The sequence below is a fragment of the Actinoplanes oryzae genome, from assembly GCF_030757795.1.
Taxonomy (GTDB): domain Bacteria; phylum Actinomycetota; class Actinomycetes; order Mycobacteriales; family Micromonosporaceae; genus Actinoplanes.
Genome location: NZ_JAUQWH010000008.1, coordinates 73,150 through 96,305 on the forward strand (window position 1 = coordinate 73,150; position 23,156 = coordinate 96,305).

Genomic DNA, 23,156 nt, shown 5'->3' on the forward strand with positions numbered 1-23,156 from the left:
GAAGTCACCTTGCCGACATCCACCCGCCGATTGCTGTATTCCGCACCGGTCCGCTGACCAGGATCGCCGGGTTGCATCGACAACTGTGAAACTTCTCATGGCGCCGTCGGCGGCCCTTCGCGCTATGAGGACCGCCCGAGGGGCCGCGGCCGCCCGGGCGTCGCGTGCTGAGCTGGGGATACGTACACTTCTCCGGGTTTGAACGGGGAGGATCACCATGGATCACCAGCAGCAACCACCGCCGAGCGCCATCGCCCTGACCGCGAAGTACTCGTGGATGGCGTTCGTCCTGGGCCTTTTCCGGCCCTTCCTGGCGATCAACGGGCACCCGGTCCCGGCCGGCTGGGGACGCACCGTCGTCCCGGTGCCACCCGGGCAATATCACGTCCACGTCCACGTGCCCTACTTCCTCCCACCCCGCATCGGTACGGCCGACACGCTCGTCCCCGTGCATCCCGGCCAGGTCGTCGAGGTCGAGTACCGCGCGCCCGTGATCGGCTGGCTCGGCGGCTCGATCGGCCCGGCGCCCCAGCGCTACCGGGGCGTGGGCGCCTCCATCGCGTTCCTGCTGGTCCCGCTGCTCCTGCTGTGCTGCATCGGCGGCCTGGTCGGCGCGCTCACCCTGGCCGGCGACGACGACCCGGTGGCCGCACCCGTACCGCTGCCCACTTTGACGCCACTGCCCACCCGTTCCTTCGCTCTGCCATCGCCGTCCCCCACGTCGTCCGCATCAGAGTCCCCGGAGGCCACGCTCCGCCCGGTGCCCGCCCGCACCCTGGTCGGCCCCTCCTACGCGGCGGGCGAGAAGACGTACACGATGGCGCTCGCCGGCGTCCCCTTCGCCTTCCGCACCCCGCCGACGTGGGGTTGCATGGCGGGCAAGACCGACATCGAGGACGCCAAGGGCTGGGTCTGCGTCGACGAGGGCAACCCCTTCGACGCGAGCGCCCCCGCACCCGACCGCGGCAAGCGCCTCCAGCTCCTGCTGCGCCCCTGCCCGGCCCCGTGCGGCAAGGCCGAGCGCGCCGAGCTGAGCGAGGACTGGTTCGGCAAGGACGCGCCCACCAAGGCCGCCGGCGACCGCACCACGTACGGTCAGGGCACCGACAGCCAGGGCCGCTACACCCTCGGCATGAGCCACTTCTTCCCCGCCACCGGCACCCCGGAGTGGCAGGTGGCGGTCGGCGTCTACAGCCAGCCGAAGACCAAGGCCGTCGTCCAGAAGATGGTCAACGACATCCTCACCCAGGCCGGCTGAGCCCCACCGCCGGACGGAACCGCGCCCGCCCGGCACGATCCGCTCGTCCCCGACAGCCTCAAGAGCGTTCACCGCCACGTCCGCGAGGATGGCGATCGCCGTCACCAGCGCCCGCGTGACGTGGCCGGCCCCGGTGTCACGGCTGACGGCGCTCCCGGAAGAGCCAGAGGGCGAGACGCATCGCGGCCTCCCTGTCCTCGTGCTGGAAGGCGGCCATGACGGTCCACTCCCCGCCGGTCCACAGTGCCGCTTCCAGGATCTCCTCGGGCACCGGGAGCTCGGCGTCCCCGTACGCATGTCTCGCCGTGGCGGGGCCCAGGCGACCGGCCACCTCCGCCGTCAGCTCCGCCAGCCCGGCCTCGAACCGCTCGTACAGCGGGGAGAGGTCGTCGCCGTCCTCCGGCTCGTACGAGAGGGTGACGAGGGTGAAGCTCTCCACCCCGCCGGTGCGGTGGCTGTACGCGACCACGTCCCCGTTGATCCACTCACGCCAAGTCCCGCCGGACCGGGTCGTGGGCTCCCAGCCCAGCTCCGCCACCGCGTCGTCCAGCGAGGCGACCGGCCGCGATCCGGCTGCGAACCGGTCGAGCAGCTCCGGAAGGACGCTCATCCGGCCATGGGCACGAACCGGTGCCGCGGGCCGGCGCACGGGTCCGCTCGGTCTTCGAGTCTGATCCGCCCGGTCAGGAGGCCGTGCGGGCGGGCGGTCGCGGTCATGGGGACATCGTGCCAGCCTTCAAGGTCCGATGCACTCCGGTAGCCGGCCGGCATGCCACCCGCGCCGTGGAGGCCGCGGCGGGCAGTCTCGGACTGAACGGGCCCGGCTGCCACCGGAGACCTCCGGCAAGGTCGTAGGGTGCGGGGATGGACAGACTCACCCGGTTGGCCGGTCTCGTCGCGGATGTCGCGCTGGGGCTGCCGGTGGCGGCGGCTCCCTACGAGGTGCGGGAGGGGGTTGCGGTGCCGATGCCGGACGGTGTCACGCTGCTCGGCGACCATTATCGTCCCGCCGGGGTGAGCGGGCCGCTGCCCGTGGTGCTCGTCCGGCTGCCGTACGGGCGGGCCGGCGGCTTCAAGCAGATGTTCGCCCTGCCCCTGGCGCGCCGGGGTTTTCAGGTGTTCGTGCAGGCCACGCGGGGGACGTTCGGGTCGGGCGGGCAGTTCCGGCCGTTCACGACCGAGCGGGACGACGGGCTGGCGACCCTCGCGTGGCTGCGCGAGCAGCCGTGGTGCGACGGGCGGGTGGCGATGACCGGGGGCAGCTATTTCGGGCACACCCAGTGGGCCCTGGCGCCGTACGCGGACCCGCCGCTGGTCTGCGTCTCGCCCCACATCACCTCCGCCAACATCACCGACCGGCTGTTCTACGAGCACGGCGTGCCGCAGATCCACACGGCGCTGAGCTGGTCGGCACAGATCGGCCGGCAGGAGGCGCCGGGGCTGCTGAGCTCGGTGCCGGATCCGCGGGTACGCCGGCGGGTGCAGAAGGCGCTGCGGCAGCTGCCGTTGCAGGCGGCCGACGTGGCGGTGGCCGGGGCGCCGGTGCCGTTCTGGCGCGACTTCGTCGGCCACGCCGGGCCGGGCGACACGTTCTGGGAGCAGGCCGACCACGACGGCGCCGACCTGAGCCGGATGCCGCCGGTCAGCACCGTCACCGGCTGGTGGGATCTGTTCCTGGCCGGCAACCTCGCCGACTACACGGCCCTGCGCGCGGCCGGGGTGGAGGCGCGGCTGGTCGTCGGGCCGTGGCTGCACGGTGAGCCGGGCGAGCTGCGCGCCGTGGCGCAGACCGACGCCGCCTGGCTCGATCATCATCTCAACGGCGGGCCCGCTCCCAAGGGCGCCCCGGTGCGGGTCAAGCTGCAGCAGACCGGCAAGTGGCTGGAGTTCGACGAATGGCCGCCGCGGGAGGCGCGGCCCCGGCAGCTGCTGCTGCGCAAGGAGGGGACGTCCAGCACGTTCACGTACGATCCGGCGGACCCGACGCCGACGGTCGGCGGCCCACTGCTGCAGCCGCCGGGCAAGCAGGCCGACAACAGGGAGGTCGAGGCCCGCAACGACGTCCTGGTCTTCACCGGCCCGGTGCTGAGCGAGCCGCTCGACGTGGTCGGCCCGGTGCGGGCGACGATCCACCTGCGCACCGAGCTGCCGTACGCCGACGTGTTCGTCCGGGTCTGCGACGTCGACGACAAGGGCGTCTCCCGCAACGTCACGGACGGAATCCGGCGGCTCGATCCGCGGACGAGCGAGGCACCGGTCCCGGACGAAGACCAGCGGCTCGATCCGCGGACGAGCGACGCACCGGGCGCGGTCGAAGGCCAGCGGCCCGATCCACGGACGAGCGACGCACCGGGCCCGGACGAAGACCAGCGGTCCGACTCGCGGACGAGCGACGCGCCCAGCGCCGACGGCGTCTTGGCGGTGGCCGTCGAGCTGTTCCCCACCGGCTACCGCTTCCGGGCCGGGCATCGGATTCGCGTGCAGGTCAGCGGCGGCGCCTTCCCCCGGTACGCCCGCAACATGGGCACCGCCGAGCCGTTCGGTGCGGCCACGTCCGGGCGTACCAATGATTTCGAGGTCTTCCACGACGACGCGCATCCGTCGTCCGTGGAGTTCAGCGTCATCTGAGGTAGGCGGCCAGCGGGATGTTCTGTTCCCGCAGGGCCGTGGCGATCAGGCCGGCGATCTGCCGGGCGCCCGCGGCCTCGAAGTGGGTGTGGTCGTTGCAGAAGAACGCGCCGACCGCGCCCGAGCTGTAGTCGCCGTTGTTCGGGCACAGCCGCAGCGAGTTGTAGAGCGCGACGCTGCGGGCGTGCAGGTCGATCAGCGGGATCCCGTTGGCGGCGGCCGCGTTCCTCGTCTCGGTGAGGAAGCCGCGGTTGCCGACGGCGGTGCTGCCGCTGCAGGTGATGGCCGCGACCGGGGTGACGAGGACGGGATGGGCGCCCCGGGCCTTGGCCGCCTGGGCCATGACGCCGAGCAGCTCCTGATAGCGGGCCGGGCCGACATGGCGCGGACAGCTGCTGTCGCCGTCGTTGATGCCGAACTGGACGATCAGGTGGTCGCCCGCCTTCATCCCGGAGAGCATGGTCGTCCAGCGGGTGCTGAAGGCGGCCGAGCTGAGCACGCATTCGCCGGCGCTGTTCTTGGTGCCGGTGACGTTGCCCTCGTACAGCCAGGTCTGGATGCTGCGGCCGCCGACCGCGCTGTTCCGCACGGTCGCGTCGGCGGTGAGGAACTGCCCGATCTGGCTGCCCCAGCCGATCGGGCAGCTGCTCGCGTTCATCATCGTCGAGTCGCCCGCCATCCACACCGTGGTCGCAGCCGCCGGGGAGAAGGACGGGGCAGACGCGGCGGCGGACGCGCACGACGGCGGGGCGGCCTGGGTGACGGCCACGCATCCCACGAGCAGCAGCAACAGGGTCAGCAGTCTCATCACAACGCTCCTAGCAGCGGGACCAGCTTGTCGGCGATCGCCGCGTGGCCCTTGTCGTTGGGGTGCACGGAGTCGCTCAGCCCGTCGGCCGGGAGCCAGCCCGTGGTGTCGACGTAGCGGACCTTGGTGTCGCCGGCGGCGGCGCGCGCCTGCACGGCGGCTTGCGTCTCGGCGGCGTACCTGCCGATGAAGGTCCGCAGGGCGATGAGCGTCGCGTCCGGGAACTTCGCGCGCAGCTGCTGCAGGAAGGTCGTGTACTTCGCCTGGAAGGCCGCGCCCGTGACGCCGTGGCTCTTGTCGTTGGTGCCGAGGTTGATGACGACGGCAGCCGGGGTGTAGCGGCTGAAGGTCCACTGGTCGGTGCCGGCCTGCCCGCCGCTGGACAGCCAATAGCGGGTCTCGTGCGCCCAGCAGCCGTCCGAGGTCTCAGCAAGGCACATGCCGCCGATCGCGATCTGGGTATGGTCGATCCCGAGCCGCTCCCCGGCCACGAAGCCGTAGCCGGTGACGGCGAGCTTGCTGCTGGTCTGCCCGGCGGTGATCGAGTCGCCGACGAACTCGACGAGGCGCGGGCGCGCGGCCGGCCTGAAGGTGGCAGCGCCGGGGTCGAGCACCAGACCCTGGAAGACCGCATCCCCGGTGTACGACCCGGCGACCTGCCGGTAGCTGACGATCAGCGTGTGGTTGCCGGCGGCGAGGGCGGTGGGCGTGAGGTTCACGGTCCCGGACACATTGGCGTACGCCGTGAAGGGCCCACCGTCGATGCTGGCCCACAGGGTGACGGTGTTGCGCTGCTTGAGTTTCACGGTCCGCCCGGTGAACCCGGTCCGCAGAAAGGCCCCGGCCCAGTAGGGCACGTAGGCGGCGCTGTTCGTGGTGTTCCAGCGCCCGGTGAAGCTGATGTTGGGGTCGGACGGCGAGCCGTCACCGGTGGCCGCGGCGGCCGGTGACGCGTTCGTCAGGCCCGCGATGCTCAGCACGAACGCCGTCGTGACAGTCAGGACGATGCGCCTCATGACTGCGCACGTTAACATTGATGCACATCGATGTCACGGCCGGAGGTAGGGGTCGAGTGACAGGGCCGCCGCCCGGTACTGCGCGGCCCGGATCTCGTCCCCCAGGGCGGCGTGGTCCGCGGCCAGGCCGGCGTTGGCGAGCGCCTGCTCGTCCCGCCAGTTGCCGGCGCGGGCGGCGTGCAGCGCGGCCGTGTGGTGGGCGAGCGCCTCGCGAGGCTGCCCGGCCGCCCGGGCGGTGTCGCCCAGCCCGGTGAGCGCCGCGGCCACGAAGCGCTGCTCCCCCAGCTCCCGGCACCGCTCCAGGGCCCGGCGGTGGTGGTCGGCCGCAGCCGCCCGGTCGCCCAGCCGGCCCAGGATCGCCCCGATGGCGTTGAGCACCACCGCCTGCGTGGTCAGGTGGCCCACGTCCCGGGCGTGCTGCATGGCCTCCCGCTGGTTCGCCAGGGCCGGCCGCAGCAGCCCCAGATCCGCCTGGGTGTGGCCGAGGTTGTGCAGCGCGATGCAGGTGCCGGCGACGTCGCCGGCCTCCCGGAAGAGCCGCAGCGCGTACTCGTGGAAGGCGATCGACTGCCGGCGCCGGCCCATCCGGCGCAGCACGTTGCCCATGGAGGTCATCGACCCGGCGATGCCGTTGCGGTAGCCCTCGCGCCGGAAGACGCCCAGGGCCCGCGCGTAGTAGTCCGCCGCCGACTGGTACTCGCACCGCGACTTGCGGACGTCGCCCAGATGGCACAGCATGCGGCCCTCGTTCACCGCGTCGCCGTGCTGCCGCAGCAGCACGAGCGTGGTCTCCTCGTGCCGCACCCCGATCGCCGTGCGGCCCAGATGCAGGTTGAGCACGGCCAGGGCCTGCTCGAGCCGGGCCGCCGCCATGGTGTCCCCGGCCATCCGCGCGGCGCGCAGGCCCAGCTCGCACATCGTCAGCCCGTCGGCATAGCGGCCGGAGAGCAGATAGTCCTGCACCACGGCGGGCAGGCGGGCCGCTATCCCGGGCGGATCATTGTCCGCCGTACGCGCGGTGACGGCGAGCAACGTGGACAGCTCCCGGTCGAACCACGCCAGCGCGCCCGGGCGATCGGCGAGCGGGGGCAGCACCGTGCCGGACGGCTCCACCGCCGGCGCCCGCCCGCCGAACGAGTGGTAGAGCGTCGTCACCGCCGCGGCCGCGGCCGCCAGATAGTGGTGGTAGAGGCGCCGCAGATCGGCGGCGGCCTCGTCGTCGCGGAGCAGGCCATGGGCGTACGCCCGGAGCAGGTCGTGCATGCCGAAGCGCCCGCCCGGCTCGCGGCGGATCAGGTGCGCCCGCGCGAGCTCGTCGAGGGCCCGGCGCGTGGCGGTGAGGTCGCCGCCGGTCAGCGCCGCCGCGGCGTACGCGTCGAAGTCCGCGCCCGGATGCCGCCCCAGCAGTGCGAAGAGCCGGAAGGCCGGCTCGCTCAGGTGGTGCATCGACCACGAGAAGACCGCCCGCACCGCCGAGTAGGGGTCCCCGCCCGGGTCCAGCCGGTCGAGCCGGTCCTGCTCGCCGGCCAGCTCGGCGATCAACCCCGACAACGGCTCCCCCGTACGCGACTGCGCCAGCTCGGCGGCCACCCGCAGCGCCAGCGGCAGCCGGGCGCACAGCCCCGCCAGCTCGGTGAGCTCGGCGACCGGCCCGGGCCCGACCAGCGCGGACAGCAGCGCGACGGCGTCGGCCGTGGGCAGCAGGTCGAGGTCGAGCCGCCGGGCGCCGTCGCGCACCACGAGCCCGCCGAGACTGTCCCGGCTGGTGATCAGCACCAGGCAGCCCGGCGCCCCCGGCAGCAACGGGCGCAGCTGACCCACCGTCGCCGCGTTGTCGAGCACGATGAGCATGCGGCGGCCGCTGACGCGCGTCCGGAAGTCCGCCGCCAGCCGCTCGGTCTCCACCGGGATGTCCTGCGGGGCCACGCCGAGCGCCCGCAGGAAGCCGGTGAGCGCCTCGGCGGGTCCCGTCGGCTCGTCCGGCCCGTAGCCGTGCAGGTTCGCGTAGAGCTGCCCGTCCGGGAACCGCGTGCGCCGCCGATGCGCCCACCGCGTGACCAGGGCGGTCTTGCCGACGCCCGCGGTGCCGGAGACGACCACGACCCCGGCCTCGAACGCGTCGAGCGCCGCCAGCTCATCCTGCCGGCCGGTGAACGACGACACGTCCACCGGCAGCTGCTCGGGCCCCGGCGCGGGCGCACCGGCGGTCGCCGTCAGCCCGGCGTCGGCGCGCAGGATCTCGGTGAACCGGGCGGCCAGCGCCGGGCCCGGGTCCACCCCGAGCTCCTCGGCCAGCAGGGCGGCCGTACGCCGGTAGACCCCGATGGCGTCGCTCTGCCGGCCCGCCCGGTACAGCGCCAGCATCAGCGCCGCCGTGATGCCCTCCCGCAACGGATGCTCCGCGTGCGCACGCTCCAGATCGGACAGCGTGCCGGGCGCCTCCCCGCCGGCGACCTCGGCCTCCAGGCACCACTCCCAGGCGTCGGCCCGAGCCTGCTCCAGCCGGGCCGCCTCCGGCCGGAACCGCCCGTCCAGCCCGCCCAGCGCCGGGCCCCGCCACCACGCCAGCCCGGACCGGAACGCCTGCGCCGCCTCCCTGGTCCGCTGCTCGGCGAGCAGCCGCCGGCCCGCCGCGACGTCCGCCTCGAACCGCAGCAGATCGACACACCCGTCCGCGACCACGAGCCGGTAGCCGTTCCGCTCGGTGCGGATCTCCACGCGGTCCGCCAGGGCCCGCAGCGCCCGCCGCAGCACCGAGATCACCATGTGCACCTGCCGGTGCGCCGTGGCCGGGGGCCGCGCGTCCCAGATGCTCTCGATCAGCCGCTCGACGGTGACGACCCGGTTGGCCGCCAGCGCCAGCACGGCGAGCGCGATCCGCTGCCGGCCGCCGCCGAGCTCGATGGTCCCGGCCCCGTCGACAACCTCGAACTGACCAAGAAGTCGCAGGTGGACGACGTCCTCCATGGCCGCCAGTCTACGGCCCGGGCCCGCACCGATACCGCGCCGAGGGTGTCCGATACCCCACCGAGACAGGCCCGGGAGCGCCGCATCCGACACTGGTCCGCGGAAATGTCCGGCACCACCACGGGGAGGGACGACAATGCGACAGATTCACCGGAAAGCCGCGGTCGCGGCCTTCGCGGCCGCCACGGCGGCGGCCCTGGCCGCCCCGGTCACGGCGACGGCGCTCAGCCCGGCGGCCGACAGCCGCTGGACCCGGATCGTCACGGCCGGCGCGGACGGCCTGATGCACCACGACATGAGCTGGGGCACCCTCGCGCAGCTGATGCACCACGACCTCAACTGGAACAACGCCGGCCCGGTCATCGCGCACATGATGCACTGGGACATCGACTGGACGCCCGGCCTGCTGTCCGACGGCTCCAACTGGAGCACCCTCGTGACCGACGGCACCAACTGGGACGGCATCACGCCCGCCGACATGCACTACTACAACGCCACCCCGTAACCCGCAGCGGACCACACAAGGGGGGATCACCGTCCGGGCCGCACCCGCGGCCCGGACGGCGGTGGCGGTCCGCGCGCTCAGAGCGCGGTGCCCCCCGAGGCGTCGATGACCTGCCCAGTCACCCAGCGCCCGTCCTCGGAGGCAAGGAAGGCGACGATGCCCGCCACGTCCGCCGCCTCCCCGAGCCGGCCGAGGGCGACGCGCGCGGTGGCCCGGGCCGCCGCTTCCTTGTCCTCCAGCAGGTGCGCGTTGTTCCGGGTGAGGACGACGCCCGGCGACACCGCGTTGACCGTGATCCCGCGCGGCCCGAGATCCAGGGCCAGGCTGAGCGTGAAGGCGTTCAGGGCGCCCTTGCTCGCGCCGTAGGCGATCAGGTGCGGGCTCGCGAGCGTGGCCGCGACGCTGGAGACGGAGATGATCCGGCCACCGTCACGCAGCCGCGGGAGCCCGAGCTTGGTGATGAAGAACGGCGCTTTGACGCTCGTGGCGAAGACCTGATCGAACTCCTCCTCGGCGAGCCCGTCCAGCCGGCTGAAGCTGCCCTTGGCGGCGTTGTGGACGAGGATGTCGAGCTTGCCGTCCGGGACGTGCTCGCGGCCCGCCTCGTCGAAGGCCGCCCACAGCCGGGCCGCGTCCCCGGGGAGGCCCAGCTCGGCGTGCACGGCGAAGGCCCGGCCGCCGGTCGCGCGGATGCCCTCGACGGTGTCGGCCGCCGCGCCCCCGTCCCGGCCGTATCCGACCCCGACGACCGCGCCGTCGCGGGCGAACCGCTCGGCGATCGCCCGGCCGATGCCGTGGCTGCCGCCCGTCACGAGGGCGATCTTGTCAGTCAACATGGCGCGTTCCTCACGGTGTGCGGAGGCCTCGGAATAAGGCATGCGCCCCACGCTAGACGCGGTGACGGCTGTTTTCAACGCAGCGTCAAAAATTACGGATGTGACGTCAATCAAGTAGGATCGCGGCGTGCCAGCCATCCGGAGTCGCCGTGCTCCCACCAAGGGCGACCAGCGGGAGCAGGCCCTGGTCGACGCCGCCCGGCTCGTCTTCCGCGACAAGCCGATCAGCCAGGTGACGATCGACGAGCTGGCCGGGGCGGCCGGCATCACCCGCTCCGGGTTCTACTTCTACTTCGAGTCCAAGGCGGCCCTGCTCGCCGCGGTGGTGGACCAGGGCATGGCGGAGTCCGGCCTGGAGACGGCCGAGTGGCTCGCCGCCGACGGTCTCGGCCGCGACGCCCTCCGCCGCGCCCTCGCCTCGGGCCTGGCCCGCTGGAAGGTCGACGGCCGCTGGCTCCGCGAGGCGTTCGTGGCGCCCGACCCCGGCCCGGAGGTGCGCGAGGTCCGCGACCGGCTCGTCGACCGGGGCTGCGCCCTCTTCACCGAGCGCATCGAGCGCCACGCCCGCGCCGGCCTGACCGTGGGCGGCCCGCCCGCCCTGCTCGCGCGCATGGCCGTGCACCTGCGCAGCACGATGTTCGCCGAGGCCTATGCCGACCCCACCGCCTGGGACGACGACGCCCTGCTCGACACCCTCACCGACGCGATCCTCCGCCTGATCTACGGCACGAACCCGCCCGCCTGACCGGTTCGGCACCGCCGCGCGGGGTCCGGCCGGGAGATCAGGGGTCTTGAGCAGCGCGGGGGCAGGGTTGCTCAGGATCGCCTCAAGGGCGGCTCAGGGGGCTCACGTGGGCGGCGGCGGGGCCGATGCGAGGGCCCTGCACCCGAACAGCTACCAGGAAGGTTGCCTCCATGACCACGTCCTCGCCCGGCGACCCCGCCGTCACGCAGCAGCTCATCCTGGCGCAACGGGTCGCCACCTCGCAGCACCTCCAGGACGCCCGGGAGGCGGACCGGTTCCGCGCCGTCGAGAGGCAGCGGGTGATCGCCGCGCAGCACGCCGCGGCGGGAGACTGATCCCCGGTCAGCCGATCCGGGGAACGGGTCGTCCGGTCGATGAGCACCGGGCGCAGCGCCGGTGCCCCCGGGTTTCACGTCCGATGTGGACCTATCGGTGCTCCCACAGCCAGGCGACGAGCTGGTCGACGGCCCGGTCCCGGTGCCGCCGATAGGTGTTGAACGACAGGTGCAGCGCGACCGCGAGCCGCTCCTGGGTCATCGTGGGCCGCAGGTAGGTCCGGGTCAGCAGCTCCCGCGCCGCCGGGTCGAGCGCGGCGATCCCGGCTTCCAGCCGGCCGTCCGGCCTGCCGGGGGCGCGCAGGGCCGCCCGTACGGCGTCGGCGAACTCGGCCCGGGACACGGGCGGCTCCCGGCGCACCGGCGCGCCCAGGTGACGGGCGTGCAGCTGCCGGGTCCACCGGTCCACGCCGGTGCGCCGCCAGTCGTGGGCGTAGCCGGGGCCGGCCGGCCAGAAGTCGAGGAACTCCATGGTGGGCGCCCAGGACTCCGCGTCATCGAGGCCGCCCACCAGGGTCCACGCGACGTCGGCGCGGAGCTTCATGATGGCGAGCATCTGGCAGGCGACGAAGAGCGTCATCGACGGCGACGGGCCCTGCCCCCGCTCGCGGTCGCCGAAGAAGCGCCACGCCCGCACCCGCTCCCCCGGCAGCGGCGGATCCTGGCGCAGCACGTGCTGCCACATCGCATCGGCGACCGGGTCCACGCCCGCGTCGGTGCCGTCGAGCTCCACGCAGGCGGCGTACCCGCACAGCTGCCCGCCGGCCGTCCGGAAGACGTGGAACGCCTCGGGCTGCCGCCGCAGCCAGTACGCGACCAGGTCCGGCCCGGCCGCCATGGCGAGCACTCCGGCCTCGTCGCCGGGGCGCAGCCGGTCGGCGTACGCGCCCATCGTGGGCGGCAGCGCGTTGAGCAGGTCGAGCCGGGAGCGGGCGCCGTTGAGCACGACCATGCGCACGACCACCTCGAGCTGCGCCCGCTCGTCGGACATCGCCCGGACCTGGTCGCGGAAGGCGACGAGCTTGCGGGCGTACGTCTCGGCGTAGCGCTCGGGGTCGCGCCAGCGCAGGTCGGCGTCGAGGACGTCGCGGACCACGTCGTGCGGATAGAGCCCGTACGGGCTGTCGCGGACGAACGACAGCGTGCGCAACCACCCGAACAGCTCCCCGGCGTCGCCCCCGACCATCGCGCGCAGATAGTCCTCGGTCGTGGCCGGCACCAGCGCGCACGCCTCGAGCGCCGCCCGGTGCCGCGGGCTCGGCGCCTGCTCGACCAGCTGACCGACCAGCGCCCCCACCACGTCGGGCACGTCGGCGAGGGTACGCGGCTCGGCGCCCCGGCCGGCCGCGTCGGCCAGCAGCGACAGCGTCAGCGGATGGCCACGGCTGATCGCCACCAGCCGCTCCCGCGCCGGGGCGGCGACGTGCTGGGCGGCCAGCAGCGCCCGCGCGTCCCCGGCAGCCAGGTTGCCCAGCTCGACGACCCGCGTCAGCGCCCGCCACGCCGGGTCCGCGCGCCACCGGGGCCCCGGCGCCCGGCGTCCCGCGAGCACCACCAGTGCCCCGCCCGGCAGCGATGGCAGATACTGCTCGCGCACCCAGTCGTCGATCGGCTCCAGCAGCTCGTACGTGTCGAGGATCAGCACCGGGCGCGGCCCGGCCGGCACGGGCAAGGCCTCCGGCGCCAGGGCGAGATGCCGCGCGTCGGCCCGGACCGGCTCGCGGCCCGCGGCGGCGGCGAGCCCCGCGAAGCCGTCCAGCAGCGCGGACTTGCCCACCCCGCCGGGACCGTGCACGAAAATAAGGCCCGGGCCGGCCAGCGCCTCCCGGAAGAGGGCCAGCTCGGCGTCGCGGCCCACCAGCGAGCGCCGCCGCACATCGTCCAGGGTCTGCCCCAGCCGCGTCATGCCCCGACCCTAGGCCCTGTGTCGAAGTGGGGGCCGACGGCGAGGCGAGGTCCAGGCGTCGGCTGGGTGTGCGACGTGGTCGCCCGCATCCCGGTGTTGGATGTGGGTGATCGCGGCGTGCGGCCAGGCGGCGTCTGGGCCCGCCGCAGCCCGGTCCCCACTTCGACACAGGGCCTGAATGGGCACCGGAATGGGCACTTGACCCCCGGGCCGGCCGGTGACGATCAAGACATGTCTGATTTCCCGAGCAACTGGGGCCGGTGGGGCGCCGCCGACCAGCGCGGCGCCGTCAACCTGATCACCGACGAGGTACGCGCCCGCGCCGCCGCCGAGGCCCGCACCGGCCACACCGTGTCGATCGCCCGCGCCACCGTCCCGTTCCCGCTGACCGGCGGCCCGATGGCGGCCGCCTCGGCAGCCACCACCGCGGTGCAGACGGTCATGCAGTTCACCGGCACCGGCGCCCCCGCCATGGCCGAGGTGATGATCGTGACCACCCACCACCCGGAGGTCACCCACCTCGACGCCCTGGGCCACTGGGCCGAGGGCGGCCAGGTCTACCCGGGCGTCGCCGCGGCCGACAGCTCCGGCCCGACCGGCGTACGCCACGGCGCCGCCGACGTCTACGCCGGCGGCATCGTCACCCGCGGCGTGCTGCTCGACCTCGCGCCCGGCGGCCGGCTGGACCCGGGCTCCGCCGTGACCGACGCCGTCCTGGACGCCGCCGCGGCACGCGCGGGCGTCGAGGTGCTCCCGGGCGACGCCGTGGTGGTGCGCGGCGGCTGGGACCGCGTCCGCGACGGCGGCCAGGCCCTGCCGGGGCTGACCCTCGACGCGGTGCGCTGGCTGCACGAGCACGGGGTCGCCGTCTACGCGGGCGACATCGGCGACGCCCACCCGCCGCTGCCCGGCGAGGTGCCCGGCGCCCTGCACCGCTTCGCCCTGGGCCGGCTGGCCATCCCCCTGATCGACGGCGCCGACCCCTCCGGGCTCGCGGAGACCTGCGAGCGGCTGGGCCGCTGGACCTTCCAGTTCGTCGTCGCGGTCCCCCGCATCACCGGCACGACCGGCCTGCCCGTCAACCCGCTGGCCATCTTCTGACCTTTCGTCCGGTGTGGAGCGGCGGTACCGTACCGGGTCATGCCCGCTCAACCGCTTCAGCCCGGTGACCCCGCGGAGCTGGGAGGCTACCGTCTGCTCGGCCGGCTCGGGGCGGGCGGCATGGGCGCCGTCTACCTGGGCCGCGGCCGCGACGGACGGCCGGTCGCGGTCAAGGTCATCCGGCCCGATCTGGCGAGCGAGGCCGAGTTCCGGGGCCGCTTCCGCAGCGAGGTCAACCGGGCCCGCGCGGTGCCGTCCTTCTGCACGGCGCCGGTGCTCGACGCCGACCCGGACCACGCGACGCCCTACCTGGTGGTCGAGTACGTGGACGGCCCCGACCTCGCCGAGGTGATCGACGATCGCGGCCCGCTGTCCGGCGGCGAGCTGGACAGCGTGGCCATCGGCGTCGCCACGGCCCTCGCCGCGATCCACGGCGCCGGCGTCATCCACCGGGACCTCAAGCCGCGCAACGTGCTCTTCGCCCTGGGCAGCCCGAAGGTCATCGACTTCGGCATCGCGCGCCCGTTCGAGGCCACGAGCAATCACACGGGCACCGACCAGATGGTGGGCACGGTGTCCTACATGGCGCCGGAGCGCTTCGACACCGACGGCCCCGGCACCGGGCCGGCCGCCGACGTCTTCGCCTGGGGCGTGCTGATCACCTATGCGGGCACCGGCCGTACCCCCTTCGCCGCGGACTCCCCCGCCGCGACCGCCGCCCGCATCCTCACCCAGCCGCCGGAGCTGGGCCGGCTCCCGGCGCCGCTGCGCGGGATCGTGGCCCGCACGCTCGCGAAGAACCCGGCCGACCGGCCGACCGCGGCCCAGCTGCTGGAGCTGCTGCTCGACACCGGCTCGCACCGCACGGCGGAGCTGACCGGCGGCACCGACCTGCGCCGGGCAGCCCAGGCAGCGCGGGCCGGCGCCGCCCCACGCCGGCGCCGCGGCCGGGGCCTCACGGTGGCTGCCGCGGCGCTGGTGGCGCTCGCCGCGGCCGGCGCCTGGGCCCTCAAGGACCGCCACCCGGCCGCCGCCCCCGTCCCCGAGGCGGGACCGTCCCCGTCGGCGACACCGGCCGGCCGGCTGCTGATCGGCGACCGGCTCGACCAGCCGGGCCGCTGGTCCGCGGCCACCGACGAGCTGGGCACCTGCGCCTTCGCCGACGGCCGGATGGTGGTGACCGCCCGTGGCTCCGGCGCCAACTCCTGCCCCGGCCCGGCGGACCGGATCGCCGGCGACCAGTCGATCGCCGTCACGGTCGCCCTGCTCGGGGCGCACAGCTGCGGCTGGATCGGCTTCCGCCGGGTCAGCGACGACCTCGGCTACAACCTCTTCCTCTGCGCCGGCCACGTCACCCTCTCCCGCGACGCCGACGACAACCGGTCGACGCTGAGCACCGTGCGCTCCCCCGTCCTCGCCGGCGGCGGCGACCACCGCGTCGAGCTGCGCCTGCGGGGCGGCGTGGCCACCGTCGAGGTCGACGGCCTGCCGGTGGGCCGGGCCCCGGTGACCGACCGCCGCCTGCGCACCGGCCACGTCGAGCTCGGCCTCGAGACCGACGACCAGAGCCCCGACGGCACCGTCGCCTTCCGCGACGCCGAGATCCGCAGGCTCTGAGCGCAGGGTTCAGCGGTGCAGCCCGGCGGTCAGGCCCTCGACGATCTGCCGGGTGGCCACCGCGAAGAGGACGATCAGCGGGACCGTCGTGATGACCAGGCCCGCGAAGAGCGCCGACCAGTTGGTCTGGAACTCGCCGAAGAACTGCGTCAGGCCGACCGGGAGGGTGTAGCGGTCCGAGCCGCGGAGCAGGACCAGCGGGTAGAAGAAGTCGTTCCACAGGGGCACGAAGCGGAAGACGACCACGGTGGCCACGGCGGGCTTGACCAGGGGCAGCATGATGCGGGCGAAGATGCGCAGCTCGCCGGCGCCGTCGAGGCGGGCCGCCTCGTCGAGCTCGGCGGGCAGGCCGCGGAAGAAGGCGGTCATGACGAAGAGCGAGAAGGGGATGCCGCCGGCGGCGTACACCAGGATCAGGCCGAGCCTCGAGTCGATCAGGTCCAGGGTGCCGAGCAGGTGGAAGGTCGGCAGGATGCCGAGGCGGACGGGCAACATCAGACCCGCGAGGAAGTACGCGATCAGCACGCCCCGGCCCCGGAAGCCGATCCGCCCCAGCGCGTACGCCGCCGGCAGCGCCACCGCCGCGTCCAGCGCCACGGCACCGGCCGTCACCAGCACCGAGTTCCCCACGTAGGTCGAGAAGGACGCCTCGGTCCACGCCGTCGCGTAGTTCGTCAGGTCCACCCGGTCGGGCAGCCCGAGCGGCGCGGACAGCACCTCGGCGTTGGGGCGCAACGAGTTGAGCACCATCACGAGCATCGGGGCGAGCGCGACCGCCGCGTACGTCCACAGCAGCAGGTAGCCGCCCAGGCGCAGAGCCCGGTTCATGAGCGCTTGCGGATGATCCGGTCGGCCGGCACGGCGACGGCGAAGGTGGCCACGAAGAGCAGCACGGCCAGCGCGGACGACTGGCCGATCGCGTTGCTGCCGCCCTCGGCGAAGGCGATCCGGTAGAACAGCAGCCCGAGCACGTCGGTGGCGCCGGCGGGCCCGGTGGGCTGGTTGCCCTGGGCGCCGGACAGGGCGTAGACGAGCTCGAAGGTGTTCATCGAGCCGAGGAACGTGAGGATCGAGACGACGCCGATCGACGGCAGGAGCAGCGGCAGGGTGACCCGGCGGAAGCGTTGCCACGCGCCGGCGCCGTCCACCCGGGCCGCCTCGGCGTACTCCGGTGGCAGCCCGGCGAGCGCGGCGCCGAAGAGCAGGATCGGGAAGCCGAGGTGGTGCCAGGCGTTGACCAGGATCACGGCCGGCAGGGCGGTGGCCGGGTCGCCGAGCCAGGGGCGGGCCAGCGTGTCCAGCCCGACCGCCTCGAGTCCCGCGCCGACCGGGCCGAAGACCGGGCTCAGCAGCAGGCTCCACAGGTAGCCGACGACCAGCGCGCCGATCAGGTAGGGCACGGTGAACACCGTACGCAGGAAGCTCCGCGCGACCGGCAGCTCGGCCAGCAGCACCGCGATCAGCAGGCCGACGGTGTTCTGCATCAGCATCGTGCCCGCGAAGAAGGCCATGGTGTGCCAGAAGGCCGGCCACAGCTGCTGGTCGAGCGGGAAGGTGGTGAAGAGGCCGGTGAAGTTGCCGGCCCCGGCGAACCCGGCGCGGGCGGTGCCCTCCCAGCGCCAGAAGCTGTTCGCCAGGGCCGACAGCAGCGGGTAGACCGCGAAGACGGTGTAGAGCAGGAAGGCCGGCAGCACGAACCAGAAGGCGATCAGCCTTCGTCTCACGGCCGGAACCACTGCGCGACGCCGGTCTGGATGTCGGCGGCCACCTGCGCGGCGGTCTGCTGCCCGAGCAGCATCTTCTGCAGCCCGGCCGCCTGCAGGTCGCTGCCGGTCGGGGTGCCGTAGCGGAAGTCCACGAGCATCAGGTACGGCGTCGGGGCCGCCCGGTAGGCCTCGGCCAGCTGGGCCAGCAGCGGGTCGGCGGGCCGGACGCCCTTGACGAGCGACAGCTGCTTCAGCGTGTCGGCGACCAGCTGCCCGAACTCGGCGGTGGTCATCCACTGCAGCAGCTGCAGCGCCTCGGCCTGGTGCTCCGACCTGGCGTTGAGCCCGTAGGAGGCGTCCACCCAGCCGACCTGCAGCGGCTCGGCCAGCACGGCGCCGGGCGGGGGCGGTGCGTTGAAGACACCCAGGTTCAGCCGGGGGTTGATGGCCTTCAGCGGGGCGAGCGCGAAGGAGCCCTCCGGGATCATGGCCGCCTTGCCCGTGGCGAACAACGTCTGCACATCCGATTCGCCCAGCGCCATCATGTCCTCGGGGAAGAACGGCTTCAACTGCTGGAGTACGTCCAGAGCGGCCACATAGTCCGGGTCGGTGAACGTGGCCTCGCCCGCCAGCGCCTTCTTCTCGAAGGCCGGGCCGCCGTAGCGGGTGGCGGCGAACGTGTCGGCGTACAGGGGAAGCAGCCAGGTGTCCTTGCCCGCCGTGGCGAAGGGGGTGATGCCCAGCGTGAGCAGTTTCCGCGCCGCCGTGGTCAGCTGCTCCCAGGTGGCCGGCGGCGTGATCCGGTGCTTCGCGAAGAGGTCCTTGTCGTAGTAGATCTGGAACGTGGACATCTCCAGCGGCACGCCGTAGACCTTGCCGTCCTTCTTGCCGCGGGCGCCGTCCAGCGAGCTCTTCTCGAAGTTCGTGAGGCCGGTGACCCGGTCGTCGAGCGGCACGAGGTTGCCGGCGTCGATCAGGGGCTGCGGGCCGCCGTAGGCGCGCAGTTGCATGACGTCGGGGCCGCCGGCCTGGGTCAGCCCGGTGGCCAGGATGGTGTTGTACTCGGTGGACTTGTAGGCCTTGACCTCGACCCGGATGTCCGGGTGCGCGTCGTGGAAGGTGTCGAGGATCCGCTCGTAGGCGGCGACGTCCTCCGGCCGCCACGACCACAGCGTGAGCGTGGTGCGGTCGTCGGGGGAACCCGTCGCGGTGCAGGCGGCGGAGGCGGCCAGGGTGGCCGCCAGCGCGAGAACCGCGAACCCGTTGCGCGTTCTCATCGTGGCCATCTCCGTTCGGTGATGCAGCCGTCGGTTCGGTCAGCCGACCAGGGTCAGCGCCTGGCGCACCGCTCCGCCCGACTCGGCGAGCGCCCGGCGCGCGGTGTCCACGGGCACGCCGGCGAGCAGGCAGACCAGTGCGACGCGGCAGTCGCCGCCGGCCCGGTCGGCGGCGTCGGCGCAGACCCGCGGGTCGAGGCCGGTCGCCTCGACCAGGATGCGCACGACCCGGCCGCGGAGCTTGTCGTTGCGGGCGCCGACCGCGGCCATCAGATTGGAGTACGTCCGGCCCATGCGCACCATGAGCGCGGTCGAGAAGGCGTTGAGCAGCATCTTCTGCGCGGTGCCGGCCTTCATGCGGGTGGACCCGGCGATGACCTCGGGGCCGGTCGCCACGCCGACGTGCACGTCGACCTCGGCGCCGAAGCGCGCGCCGGGATCGGCGGAGATCAGCACGGTGCGGCTGCCGCGGGCGCGGGCCGTGCGCAAGGCCCCGAGGACGTACGGGGTGCGGCCGCTCGCCGTCAGCCCGAGCGCCAGGTCGCCGGGCTGCAGGCCGCCGGCGTCGGTGGCGCCCCGGGCCTCGTCGTCCTCGAGGTTCTCGATCGGGCGGACGGTCGCGTCGGTGCCGCCGGCGTGATGGGCGACCACGAGCTCGGGGTCGAGGGCGAAGGTGGGGCGCAGCTCGGCGGCGTCCATCACCGCGATCCGCCCCGAGGTGCCCGCCCCGAAGTAGTGCACGCGCCGGCCGCCCCGCAGCGTGGCGACCCCGTAGTCGACCGCCGTCGCCAGGGCCGGCAGGACCGCGCGGACCGCGGCGGCGATCGTGGCGTCCGCGTCGTTGATCATCCGGAGCATGTCCAGGGTCCCGGCCAGGTCGATGCCGACCGTGCCGGGGTGGCGCTCCTCGGTCGGAGCGACGACCCAGGGAGGCGTCTGCGCGGTCACGTAGAAAACTTCCCACCATCGACGCGAATGAGTCAATGTTTTACCAGTCGGCGATCCGGCGCAGGAAATTTATTGACTGTCCTCGGCGGCTGTCCGTAACCTTCCTACCTGTCGGCTCAGGGGTCGACGGGGGGACAGTGATCGGCATCGGGGGCCCGCGGATGGGCAGCACCTTCGCCCATCCGCGCGGGCGCTTGGGCTAGCTTTGAGCGCCATGGCACGAGTTCCCGAGGCGGCCGAGCCCGGCGCCGCCACCGCCGTCCACATCCGGGCGTTGCTGCCCAGCCTGCAGCCGTCCATGCGGCAGGTGGCCGAGCAGGTGCTGGCCGACACCGACGCCGCCGCCGCGCTGACGGTCACCGAGCTGGCCCACGCCTCCGGCGTCTCCGAGGCCACGGTCATCCGCTTCTGCAAGGCGATCGGCTTCTCCGGCTATCCCCCGCTGCGGCTGGCGCTGGCCGCCGAGTCCGGGCGCAACAGCCGGGCCGGGCACGACGGCCGGGCGCTCGCGGCCGACATCGAGCCGGGCGACGACCTCGCCCGCGTGGTCGAAAAGATCACCTTCGCCGACGCCCGCGCCGTCGAGGAGACCGGCGCCCAGATGGACCTCGCCGTCCTCGAGCGCGTCGTCGAGGCGCTGGTCCGGGCGCAGCGCGTGGACCTCTACGGGGTGGGCGCCAGCGCCTTCGTCGCCCTGGACTTCCAGCACAAGCTGCTGCGCATCGGCCGGGTCGCCTTCGCCTCGGCGGACACCCACGTGGCCCTGACCAGCGCCGCCCTGCTGCGCCCCGGCGACGTCGCCCTCGGCATCTCGCACACCGGCACCACCACCGACACGATCGACTGCCTGACCGAGGCCCGCGCCCACGGCGCCACCACGGTCGCGCTGACCAACTTCCCCCGCTCCCCGATCGCCGCGGCCGCCGAGCACGTGCTCACCACCGCGGCCCGGGAGACCACGTTCCGGTCCGGGGCCATGGCCAGCCGGCTGGCGCAGCTCACGGTCGTGGACTATCTGTTCGTGGGGGTGGCGCAGCGCTCGTACGGGCAGACCGTCGCCGCCCTCGACGCCACCCGCACCGCCGTCGGCACCCGCCACACCCCGCGCCGCCCTACGCAGCCCCGCTCCTGAGCCGGGCGTGCACCTCGGCCAGGCGGTCCTCTGCCCAGCCGGGCCGCATGCCGCGCACGGCCAGCCACGCCGCCCCCACGACGCCGTCCGCGGCCGCCACCACGTCACCCGCCGGCACGTCACCCGCCACCGCGTCACCCGCGGGCACGTCACCCGCCGGCACGTCGCTCGCCGGCACGTCGCTCGCCGGCACGTCGCTCGCCGGCACGTCGTTCGCCGCCGCCTCGTCGGCCCGCTTCGCCAGCAGGTCGCGGACGCGGCGCCCGATCGGTGAGCCGGGGTCGCGCACCACACTTCCGTGGAGCACGATCGGTGTCTCTTCCCCCGGCTCGCGCACGTCGCGGACCAGCCGGACCAGCCGCCCGGCCGCGTCGTCGCAGATCAGCCCGGCCACCGCGTCGCCGGCGCTCGCCGCCGCGGTGACCAGCGGCGCCAGCTCGGCCAGGGCGATCGGGGGCCGCGCCGCCACCGCCCGGATCAGCGCCGACCGCCCCGCCGGCCCGCCACCCGGCGGCGTTTCCAGCAGGTGGTTCGCCACCGCCGCGGTCAGCGCCGTCGCCGGGCCGGTCCGGCAGAGGTCCGCGATGCTCGCCCGGACGGCCGCCCGGCCCAGCCAGAACGCCGACCCCTCGTCGCCGAGCAGCCAGCCGAGGCCGTCCGAGGTCCGTGCGGACGTCCGGTCCCGGATTCCCACGGCCATGGCCCCCGTCCCGGCCACCAGCACCGTCCCGTCGGGCGCCGGCGTCGCCGAGCAGAACGCCACCTCGGTGTCGGCCACGAAGACCGGCCGTACCGGCACCCCGACAGCCTGGGCGAACAGGTCCGCCACGGCCGGGTCGTCCAGCGTGGCCCGCCCGGCGATCCCCACGACCACGGCGCGTACGTCCCGCGCCTCCAGCCCGGCCAGCGCCCGCCGCACCACCCCGCCGAGCTCCCGCGCGGCCGCGTCGGGACCGTGCGTGGTCGGGTTCGCGCCGCCGCCCTCCGCCGTCGCCAGCCACTCGCCGGCGGGCGTGGCCACGGCGACGCGGGTCGACGTGCCCCCGGCGTCGGCCCCGATGACGATGTCACCCAAGCCGGTCGCTCCCGGGCCCGGCGGCAACGGGCCTGGTCACCGGGCCGGCTCCCGCTCCGCCGGGCGGGTCGCCGGCCACACCAGGACGTCGTCCGGGATGTGCTGGTCGCGGATCGCCGGGAGGTCGCGGCCGGGCAGCGTCACCCCGTGCGCGGCGACCAGCCGGGCCACCTCGATCGCGCCGTGCGCCTGGAAGTGGGTGTTGTCCGCCACGCCGGCCGGATAGTTGACCGACTCGCCCGGGTCCAGCCACAGGAAGTCGTCCTTGGTCCCGTCCGTGCCGAGGCTGCCCCACCGCTCGAACGACAGCGCCGTGAGATCGATCAGCGGCGTCCGCGTCTCGGTCGCGAGGGCGCGCACGGCGTCGGGGTACTCCCCGTGCGACAGGTACGGCTCGCCGTCCGCGGTGAACCGGCGCCGCTCGACCGGCGTGACCAGCACGGGGTGCGCCCGCCGGGCCCGGGCGCCGTCGACGTGGAGCCGCAGATGGTCCTGGAAGGTCGTCCACGGCTCGGTGTAGCGGGCGGGATCCTCGATCTTCTCGTCGTTGTGCCCGAAGGACACGAGCAGCGTGTCGCCGGGCCGGATCGCGTCCAGGATCAGGTCGAGCCGGCCGAGGTCCACGAAGCTCTTGGAGCTCGCCCCGGACAGCGCCGCGTTGTGCACGGCGACCCCGGGCCGCAGGAAGACCGGCAGCGCCTGCCCCCAGCCGGCCCGCGGGACGTCGGCCGTGGCGTACGTGGCGGCGGTCGAGTCCCCCGCCACGAAGACCGTCCGCCGGGGCCCGCCCGCGCGCGCCGGCAGCCCCCAGACCGTCGTCGTCGCGCCGCCGAGGGCGGCACCGAGCACGCTTCTCCGCGCGATTCCCATCCCGCCATTAAATCAACGTACGTCGATTAATCAACCCGGCCCGGGCTCAGCGCACCGGCAGCGGCACCTTGCGGCCCATGCCGAACTGCGGCGCGTTCGTGTTGGTCACCATGGCGAAGGCGCCGGCCGGCACCCCCTTCCGGGTGGCCACCCGGGAGGCGGCCCTCAGCAGCGTCCGCTCGTTCACGCCGGCGATGAAGAAGATGTAGACGTCGCCGTACTCCTCGCCGTCGTCGTACTCCTCGATGCCCAGCTCCTCCTCGAGGTCGATCAGGTAGTCGCCGATGTCGTCGACCCAGTCGACGACGTCGCCGGTCAACGGAACGTGGATCTCCACCAGCACAGCCATGCGGGAAATGATCCGGCACGGGTCCGGCGCCGGATGTTCCGGGTGGCTACACGTTCGGTTTCGGGGCCGTTAAGGGT

General features: G+C 74.0%; 21 protein-coding genes. 8 read left to right on the forward strand and 13 right to left on the reverse strand.

Features of this window, described 5'->3' with window-relative positions; all coding sequences use genetic code 11:
• Positions 1-217: 217 nt before the first annotated feature.
• Positions 218-1,258, forward strand: coding sequence for a hypothetical protein (locus RBH18_RS04940; RefSeq protein WP_306204723.1), 1,041 nt, complete (start codon positions 218-220; stop codon positions 1,256-1,258).
• Positions 1,259-1,394: 136 nt separating this feature from the next.
• Here RBH18_RS04940 and RBH18_RS04945 read toward each other — a convergent pair whose 3' ends face one another.
• Entirely contained in the window at positions 1,395-1,868 is a 474-nt protein-coding gene (locus RBH18_RS04945) for a hypothetical protein (protein WP_306204724.1), read from the reverse strand.
• 254 nt (positions 1,869-2,122) lie between these two features.
• Between RBH18_RS04945 and RBH18_RS04950 the strand changes: the two genes are divergently transcribed.
• Positions 2,123-3,886 (forward strand): CocE/NonD family hydrolase, encoded by a 1,764-nt coding sequence (locus RBH18_RS04950; RefSeq protein WP_306204725.1) that lies wholly within the window; start codon positions 2,123-2,125, stop codon positions 3,884-3,886.
• On the opposite strand, the gene RBH18_RS04955 is transcribed toward RBH18_RS04950, so the two are convergent.
• The 3 genes from RBH18_RS04955 to RBH18_RS04965 are packed head-to-tail and all read right to left on the reverse strand — an operon-like array spanning position 3,879 to position 8,677.
• Positions 3,879-4,694, reverse strand: a complete 816-nt coding sequence (locus RBH18_RS04955; RefSeq protein ID WP_306204726.1) for an SGNH/GDSL hydrolase family protein — start codon at positions 4,692-4,694, stop codon at positions 3,879-3,881. The genes RBH18_RS04950 and RBH18_RS04955 overlap by 8 nt on opposite strands.
• Positions 4,694-5,710, reverse strand: coding sequence for an SGNH/GDSL hydrolase family protein (locus RBH18_RS04960; protein ID WP_306204727.1), 1,017 nt, complete (start codon positions 5,708-5,710; stop codon positions 4,694-4,696). Before RBH18_RS04960 ends, RBH18_RS04955 begins: the two co-directional genes overlap by 1 nt.
• 33 nt (positions 5,711-5,743) lie before the next feature.
• Entirely contained in the window at positions 5,744-8,677 is a 2,934-nt protein-coding gene (locus tag RBH18_RS04965; RefSeq protein WP_306204728.1) for an AfsR/SARP family transcriptional regulator, read from the reverse strand.
• A 136-nt stretch (positions 8,678-8,813) separates the two neighbouring features.
• Between RBH18_RS04965 and RBH18_RS04970 the strand changes: the two genes are divergently transcribed.
• Positions 8,814-9,182 (forward strand): hypothetical protein, encoded by a 369-nt coding sequence (locus tag RBH18_RS04970; RefSeq protein WP_306204729.1) that lies wholly within the window; start codon positions 8,814-8,816, stop codon positions 9,180-9,182.
• Between the two features lie 77 nt (positions 9,183-9,259).
• Here the strand turns inward: RBH18_RS04970 and RBH18_RS04975 are convergent, their stop codons facing one another.
• Positions 9,260-10,018 carry an SDR family oxidoreductase gene (locus RBH18_RS04975; RefSeq protein WP_306204731.1) on the reverse strand — a complete coding sequence of 253 codons (759 nt, stop codon included), beginning with the start codon at positions 10,016-10,018 and terminating at the stop codon, positions 9,260-9,262.
• A gap of 127 nt (positions 10,019-10,145) precedes the next feature.
• On the opposite strand from RBH18_RS04975, the gene RBH18_RS04980 reads away from it, so the two are divergent.
• Together RBH18_RS04980 and RBH18_RS04985 are read left to right on the forward strand one after the other, a co-directional pair.
• Positions 10,146-10,763: a TetR/AcrR family transcriptional regulator gene (locus RBH18_RS04980; RefSeq protein WP_306204733.1), complete on the forward strand. Its 618-nt coding sequence runs from the start codon at positions 10,146-10,148 to the stop codon at positions 10,761-10,763.
• Between the two features lie 170 nt (positions 10,764-10,933).
• Positions 10,934-11,098, forward strand: coding sequence for a hypothetical protein (locus tag RBH18_RS04985; RefSeq protein WP_306204735.1), 165 nt, complete (start codon positions 10,934-10,936; stop codon positions 11,096-11,098).
• Between the two features lie 91 nt (positions 11,099-11,189).
• Here RBH18_RS04985 and RBH18_RS04990 read toward each other — a convergent pair whose 3' ends face one another.
• On the reverse strand, positions 11,190-13,004 hold the full coding sequence (locus tag RBH18_RS04990) for an ATP-binding protein (RefSeq protein WP_306204736.1): 1,815 nt from the start codon (positions 13,002-13,004) through the stop codon (positions 11,190-11,192).
• Between the two features lie 231 nt (positions 13,005-13,235).
• Between RBH18_RS04990 and RBH18_RS04995 the strand changes: the two genes are divergently transcribed.
• Positions 13,236-14,105, forward strand: coding sequence for a cyclase family protein (locus tag RBH18_RS04995; protein ID WP_306204738.1), 870 nt, complete (start codon positions 13,236-13,238; stop codon positions 14,103-14,105).
• A gap of 39 nt (positions 14,106-14,144) precedes the next feature.
• Positions 14,145-15,722, forward strand: coding sequence for a serine/threonine-protein kinase (locus tag RBH18_RS05000; protein ID WP_306204739.1), 1,578 nt, complete (start codon positions 14,145-14,147; stop codon positions 15,720-15,722).
• A gap of 9 nt (positions 15,723-15,731) precedes the next feature.
• On the opposite strand, the gene RBH18_RS05005 is transcribed toward RBH18_RS05000, so the two are convergent.
• The 4 genes from RBH18_RS05005 to RBH18_RS05020 are packed head-to-tail and all read right to left on the reverse strand — an operon-like array spanning position 15,732 to position 19,653.
• The gene (locus RBH18_RS05005) at positions 15,732-16,550 is read right to left on the reverse strand and encodes a carbohydrate ABC transporter permease (RefSeq protein WP_306204740.1); all 819 of its coding nucleotides are present in this window, start codon (positions 16,548-16,550) and stop codon (positions 15,732-15,734) included.
• Complete coding sequence (locus RBH18_RS05010) at positions 16,547-17,446, reverse strand: carbohydrate ABC transporter permease (protein WP_306204741.1); 900 nt, start codon at positions 17,444-17,446, stop codon at positions 16,547-16,549. Before RBH18_RS05010 ends, RBH18_RS05005 begins: the two co-directional genes overlap by 4 nt.
• A complete protein-coding gene (locus tag RBH18_RS05015; RefSeq protein WP_306204742.1) occupies positions 17,443-18,705 on the reverse strand; it encodes an extracellular solute-binding protein in 1,263 nt (420 codons plus the stop codon). Before RBH18_RS05015 ends, RBH18_RS05010 begins: the two co-directional genes overlap by 4 nt.
• Before the next feature lie 39 nt (positions 18,706-18,744).
• Positions 18,745-19,653: an N-acetylmuramic acid 6-phosphate etherase gene (locus RBH18_RS05020; RefSeq protein WP_306204743.1), complete on the reverse strand. Its 909-nt coding sequence runs from the start codon at positions 19,651-19,653 to the stop codon at positions 18,745-18,747.
• 214 nt (positions 19,654-19,867) lie between these two features.
• Here RBH18_RS05020 and RBH18_RS05025 point away from each other — a divergent pair, with 214 nt between their 5' ends.
• Positions 19,868-20,785, forward strand: coding sequence for a MurR/RpiR family transcriptional regulator (locus tag RBH18_RS05025; RefSeq protein ID WP_306204744.1), 918 nt, complete (start codon positions 19,868-19,870; stop codon positions 20,783-20,785).
• Here the strand turns inward: RBH18_RS05025 and RBH18_RS05030 are convergent.
• The 3 genes from RBH18_RS05030 to RBH18_RS05040 are packed head-to-tail and all read right to left on the reverse strand — an operon-like array spanning position 20,766 to position 23,079.
• Complete coding sequence (locus RBH18_RS05030) at positions 20,766-21,860, reverse strand: N-acetylglucosamine kinase (protein WP_306204745.1); 1,095 nt, start codon at positions 21,858-21,860, stop codon at positions 20,766-20,768. The two genes, RBH18_RS05025 and RBH18_RS05030, sit on opposite strands and share 20 nt — an antisense overlap.
• Positions 21,861-21,896: 36 nt before the next feature.
• On the reverse strand, positions 21,897-22,730 hold the full coding sequence (locus RBH18_RS05035; protein WP_306204746.1) for a rhamnogalacturonan acetylesterase: 834 nt from the start codon (positions 22,728-22,730) through the stop codon (positions 21,897-21,899).
• 46 nt (positions 22,731-22,776) lie between these two features.
• Positions 22,777-23,079, reverse strand: coding sequence for a hypothetical protein (locus RBH18_RS05040; RefSeq protein WP_306204747.1), 303 nt, complete (start codon positions 23,077-23,079; stop codon positions 22,777-22,779).
• Between the last annotated feature and the right edge of the window lie 77 nt (positions 23,080-23,156).

What these genes read in the sequence shown, in the direction of transcription:
- RBH18_RS05005 (WP_306204740.1), bottom strand. Translation starts at nt 16,550, where the DNA reads ATGAACCGGGCTCTGCGCCTGGGCGGCTACCTGCTGCTGTGGACGTAC.
- RBH18_RS04995 (WP_306204738.1), top strand. Translation starts at nt 13,236, where the DNA reads ATGTCTGATTTCCCGAGCAACTGGGGCCGGTGGGGCGCCGCCGACCAG.
- RBH18_RS04965 (WP_306204728.1), bottom strand. Translation starts at nt 8,677, where the DNA reads ATGGAGGACGTCGTCCACCTGCGACTTCTTGGTCAGTTCGAGGTTGTC.
- RBH18_RS04975 (WP_306204731.1), bottom strand. Translation starts at nt 10,018, where the DNA reads ATGTTGACTGACAAGATCGCCCTCGTGACGGGCGGCAGCCACGGCATC.
- RBH18_RS04955 (WP_306204726.1), bottom strand. Translation starts at nt 4,694, where the DNA reads ATGAGACTGCTGACCCTGTTGCTGCTGCTCGTGGGATGCGTGGCCGTC.
- RBH18_RS04985 (WP_306204735.1), top strand. Translation starts at nt 10,934, where the DNA reads ATGACCACGTCCTCGCCCGGCGACCCCGCCGTCACGCAGCAGCTCATC.
- RBH18_RS04945 (WP_306204724.1), bottom strand. Translation starts at nt 1,868, where the DNA reads ATGAGCGTCCTTCCGGAGCTGCTCGACCGGTTCGCAGCCGGATCGCGG.
- RBH18_RS05025 (WP_306204744.1), top strand. Translation starts at nt 19,868, where the DNA reads ATGGCACGAGTTCCCGAGGCGGCCGAGCCCGGCGCCGCCACCGCCGTC.
- RBH18_RS04950 (WP_306204725.1), top strand. Translation starts at nt 2,123, where the DNA reads ATGGACAGACTCACCCGGTTGGCCGGTCTCGTCGCGGATGTCGCGCTG.
- RBH18_RS04990 (WP_306204736.1), bottom strand. Translation starts at nt 13,004, where the DNA reads ATGACGCGGCTGGGGCAGACCCTGGACGATGTGCGGCGGCGCTCGCTG.
- RBH18_RS05035 (WP_306204746.1), bottom strand. Translation starts at nt 22,730, where the DNA reads ATGGGAATCGCGCGGAGAAGCGTGCTCGGTGCCGCCCTCGGCGGCGCG.
- RBH18_RS04960 (WP_306204727.1), bottom strand. Translation starts at nt 5,710, where the DNA reads ATGAGGCGCATCGTCCTGACTGTCACGACGGCGTTCGTGCTGAGCATC.
- RBH18_RS04970 (WP_306204729.1), top strand. Translation starts at nt 8,814, where the DNA reads ATGCGACAGATTCACCGGAAAGCCGCGGTCGCGGCCTTCGCGGCCGCC.
- RBH18_RS05000 (WP_306204739.1), top strand. Translation starts at nt 14,145, where the DNA reads ATGCCCGCTCAACCGCTTCAGCCCGGTGACCCCGCGGAGCTGGGAGGC.
- RBH18_RS05015 (WP_306204742.1), bottom strand. Translation starts at nt 18,705, where the DNA reads ATGAGAACGCGCAACGGGTTCGCGGTTCTCGCGCTGGCGGCCACCCTG.
- RBH18_RS05040 (WP_306204747.1), bottom strand. Translation starts at nt 23,079, where the DNA reads ATGGCTGTGCTGGTGGAGATCCACGTTCCGTTGACCGGCGACGTCGTC.
- RBH18_RS04940 (WP_306204723.1), top strand. Translation starts at nt 218, where the DNA reads ATGGATCACCAGCAGCAACCACCGCCGAGCGCCATCGCCCTGACCGCG.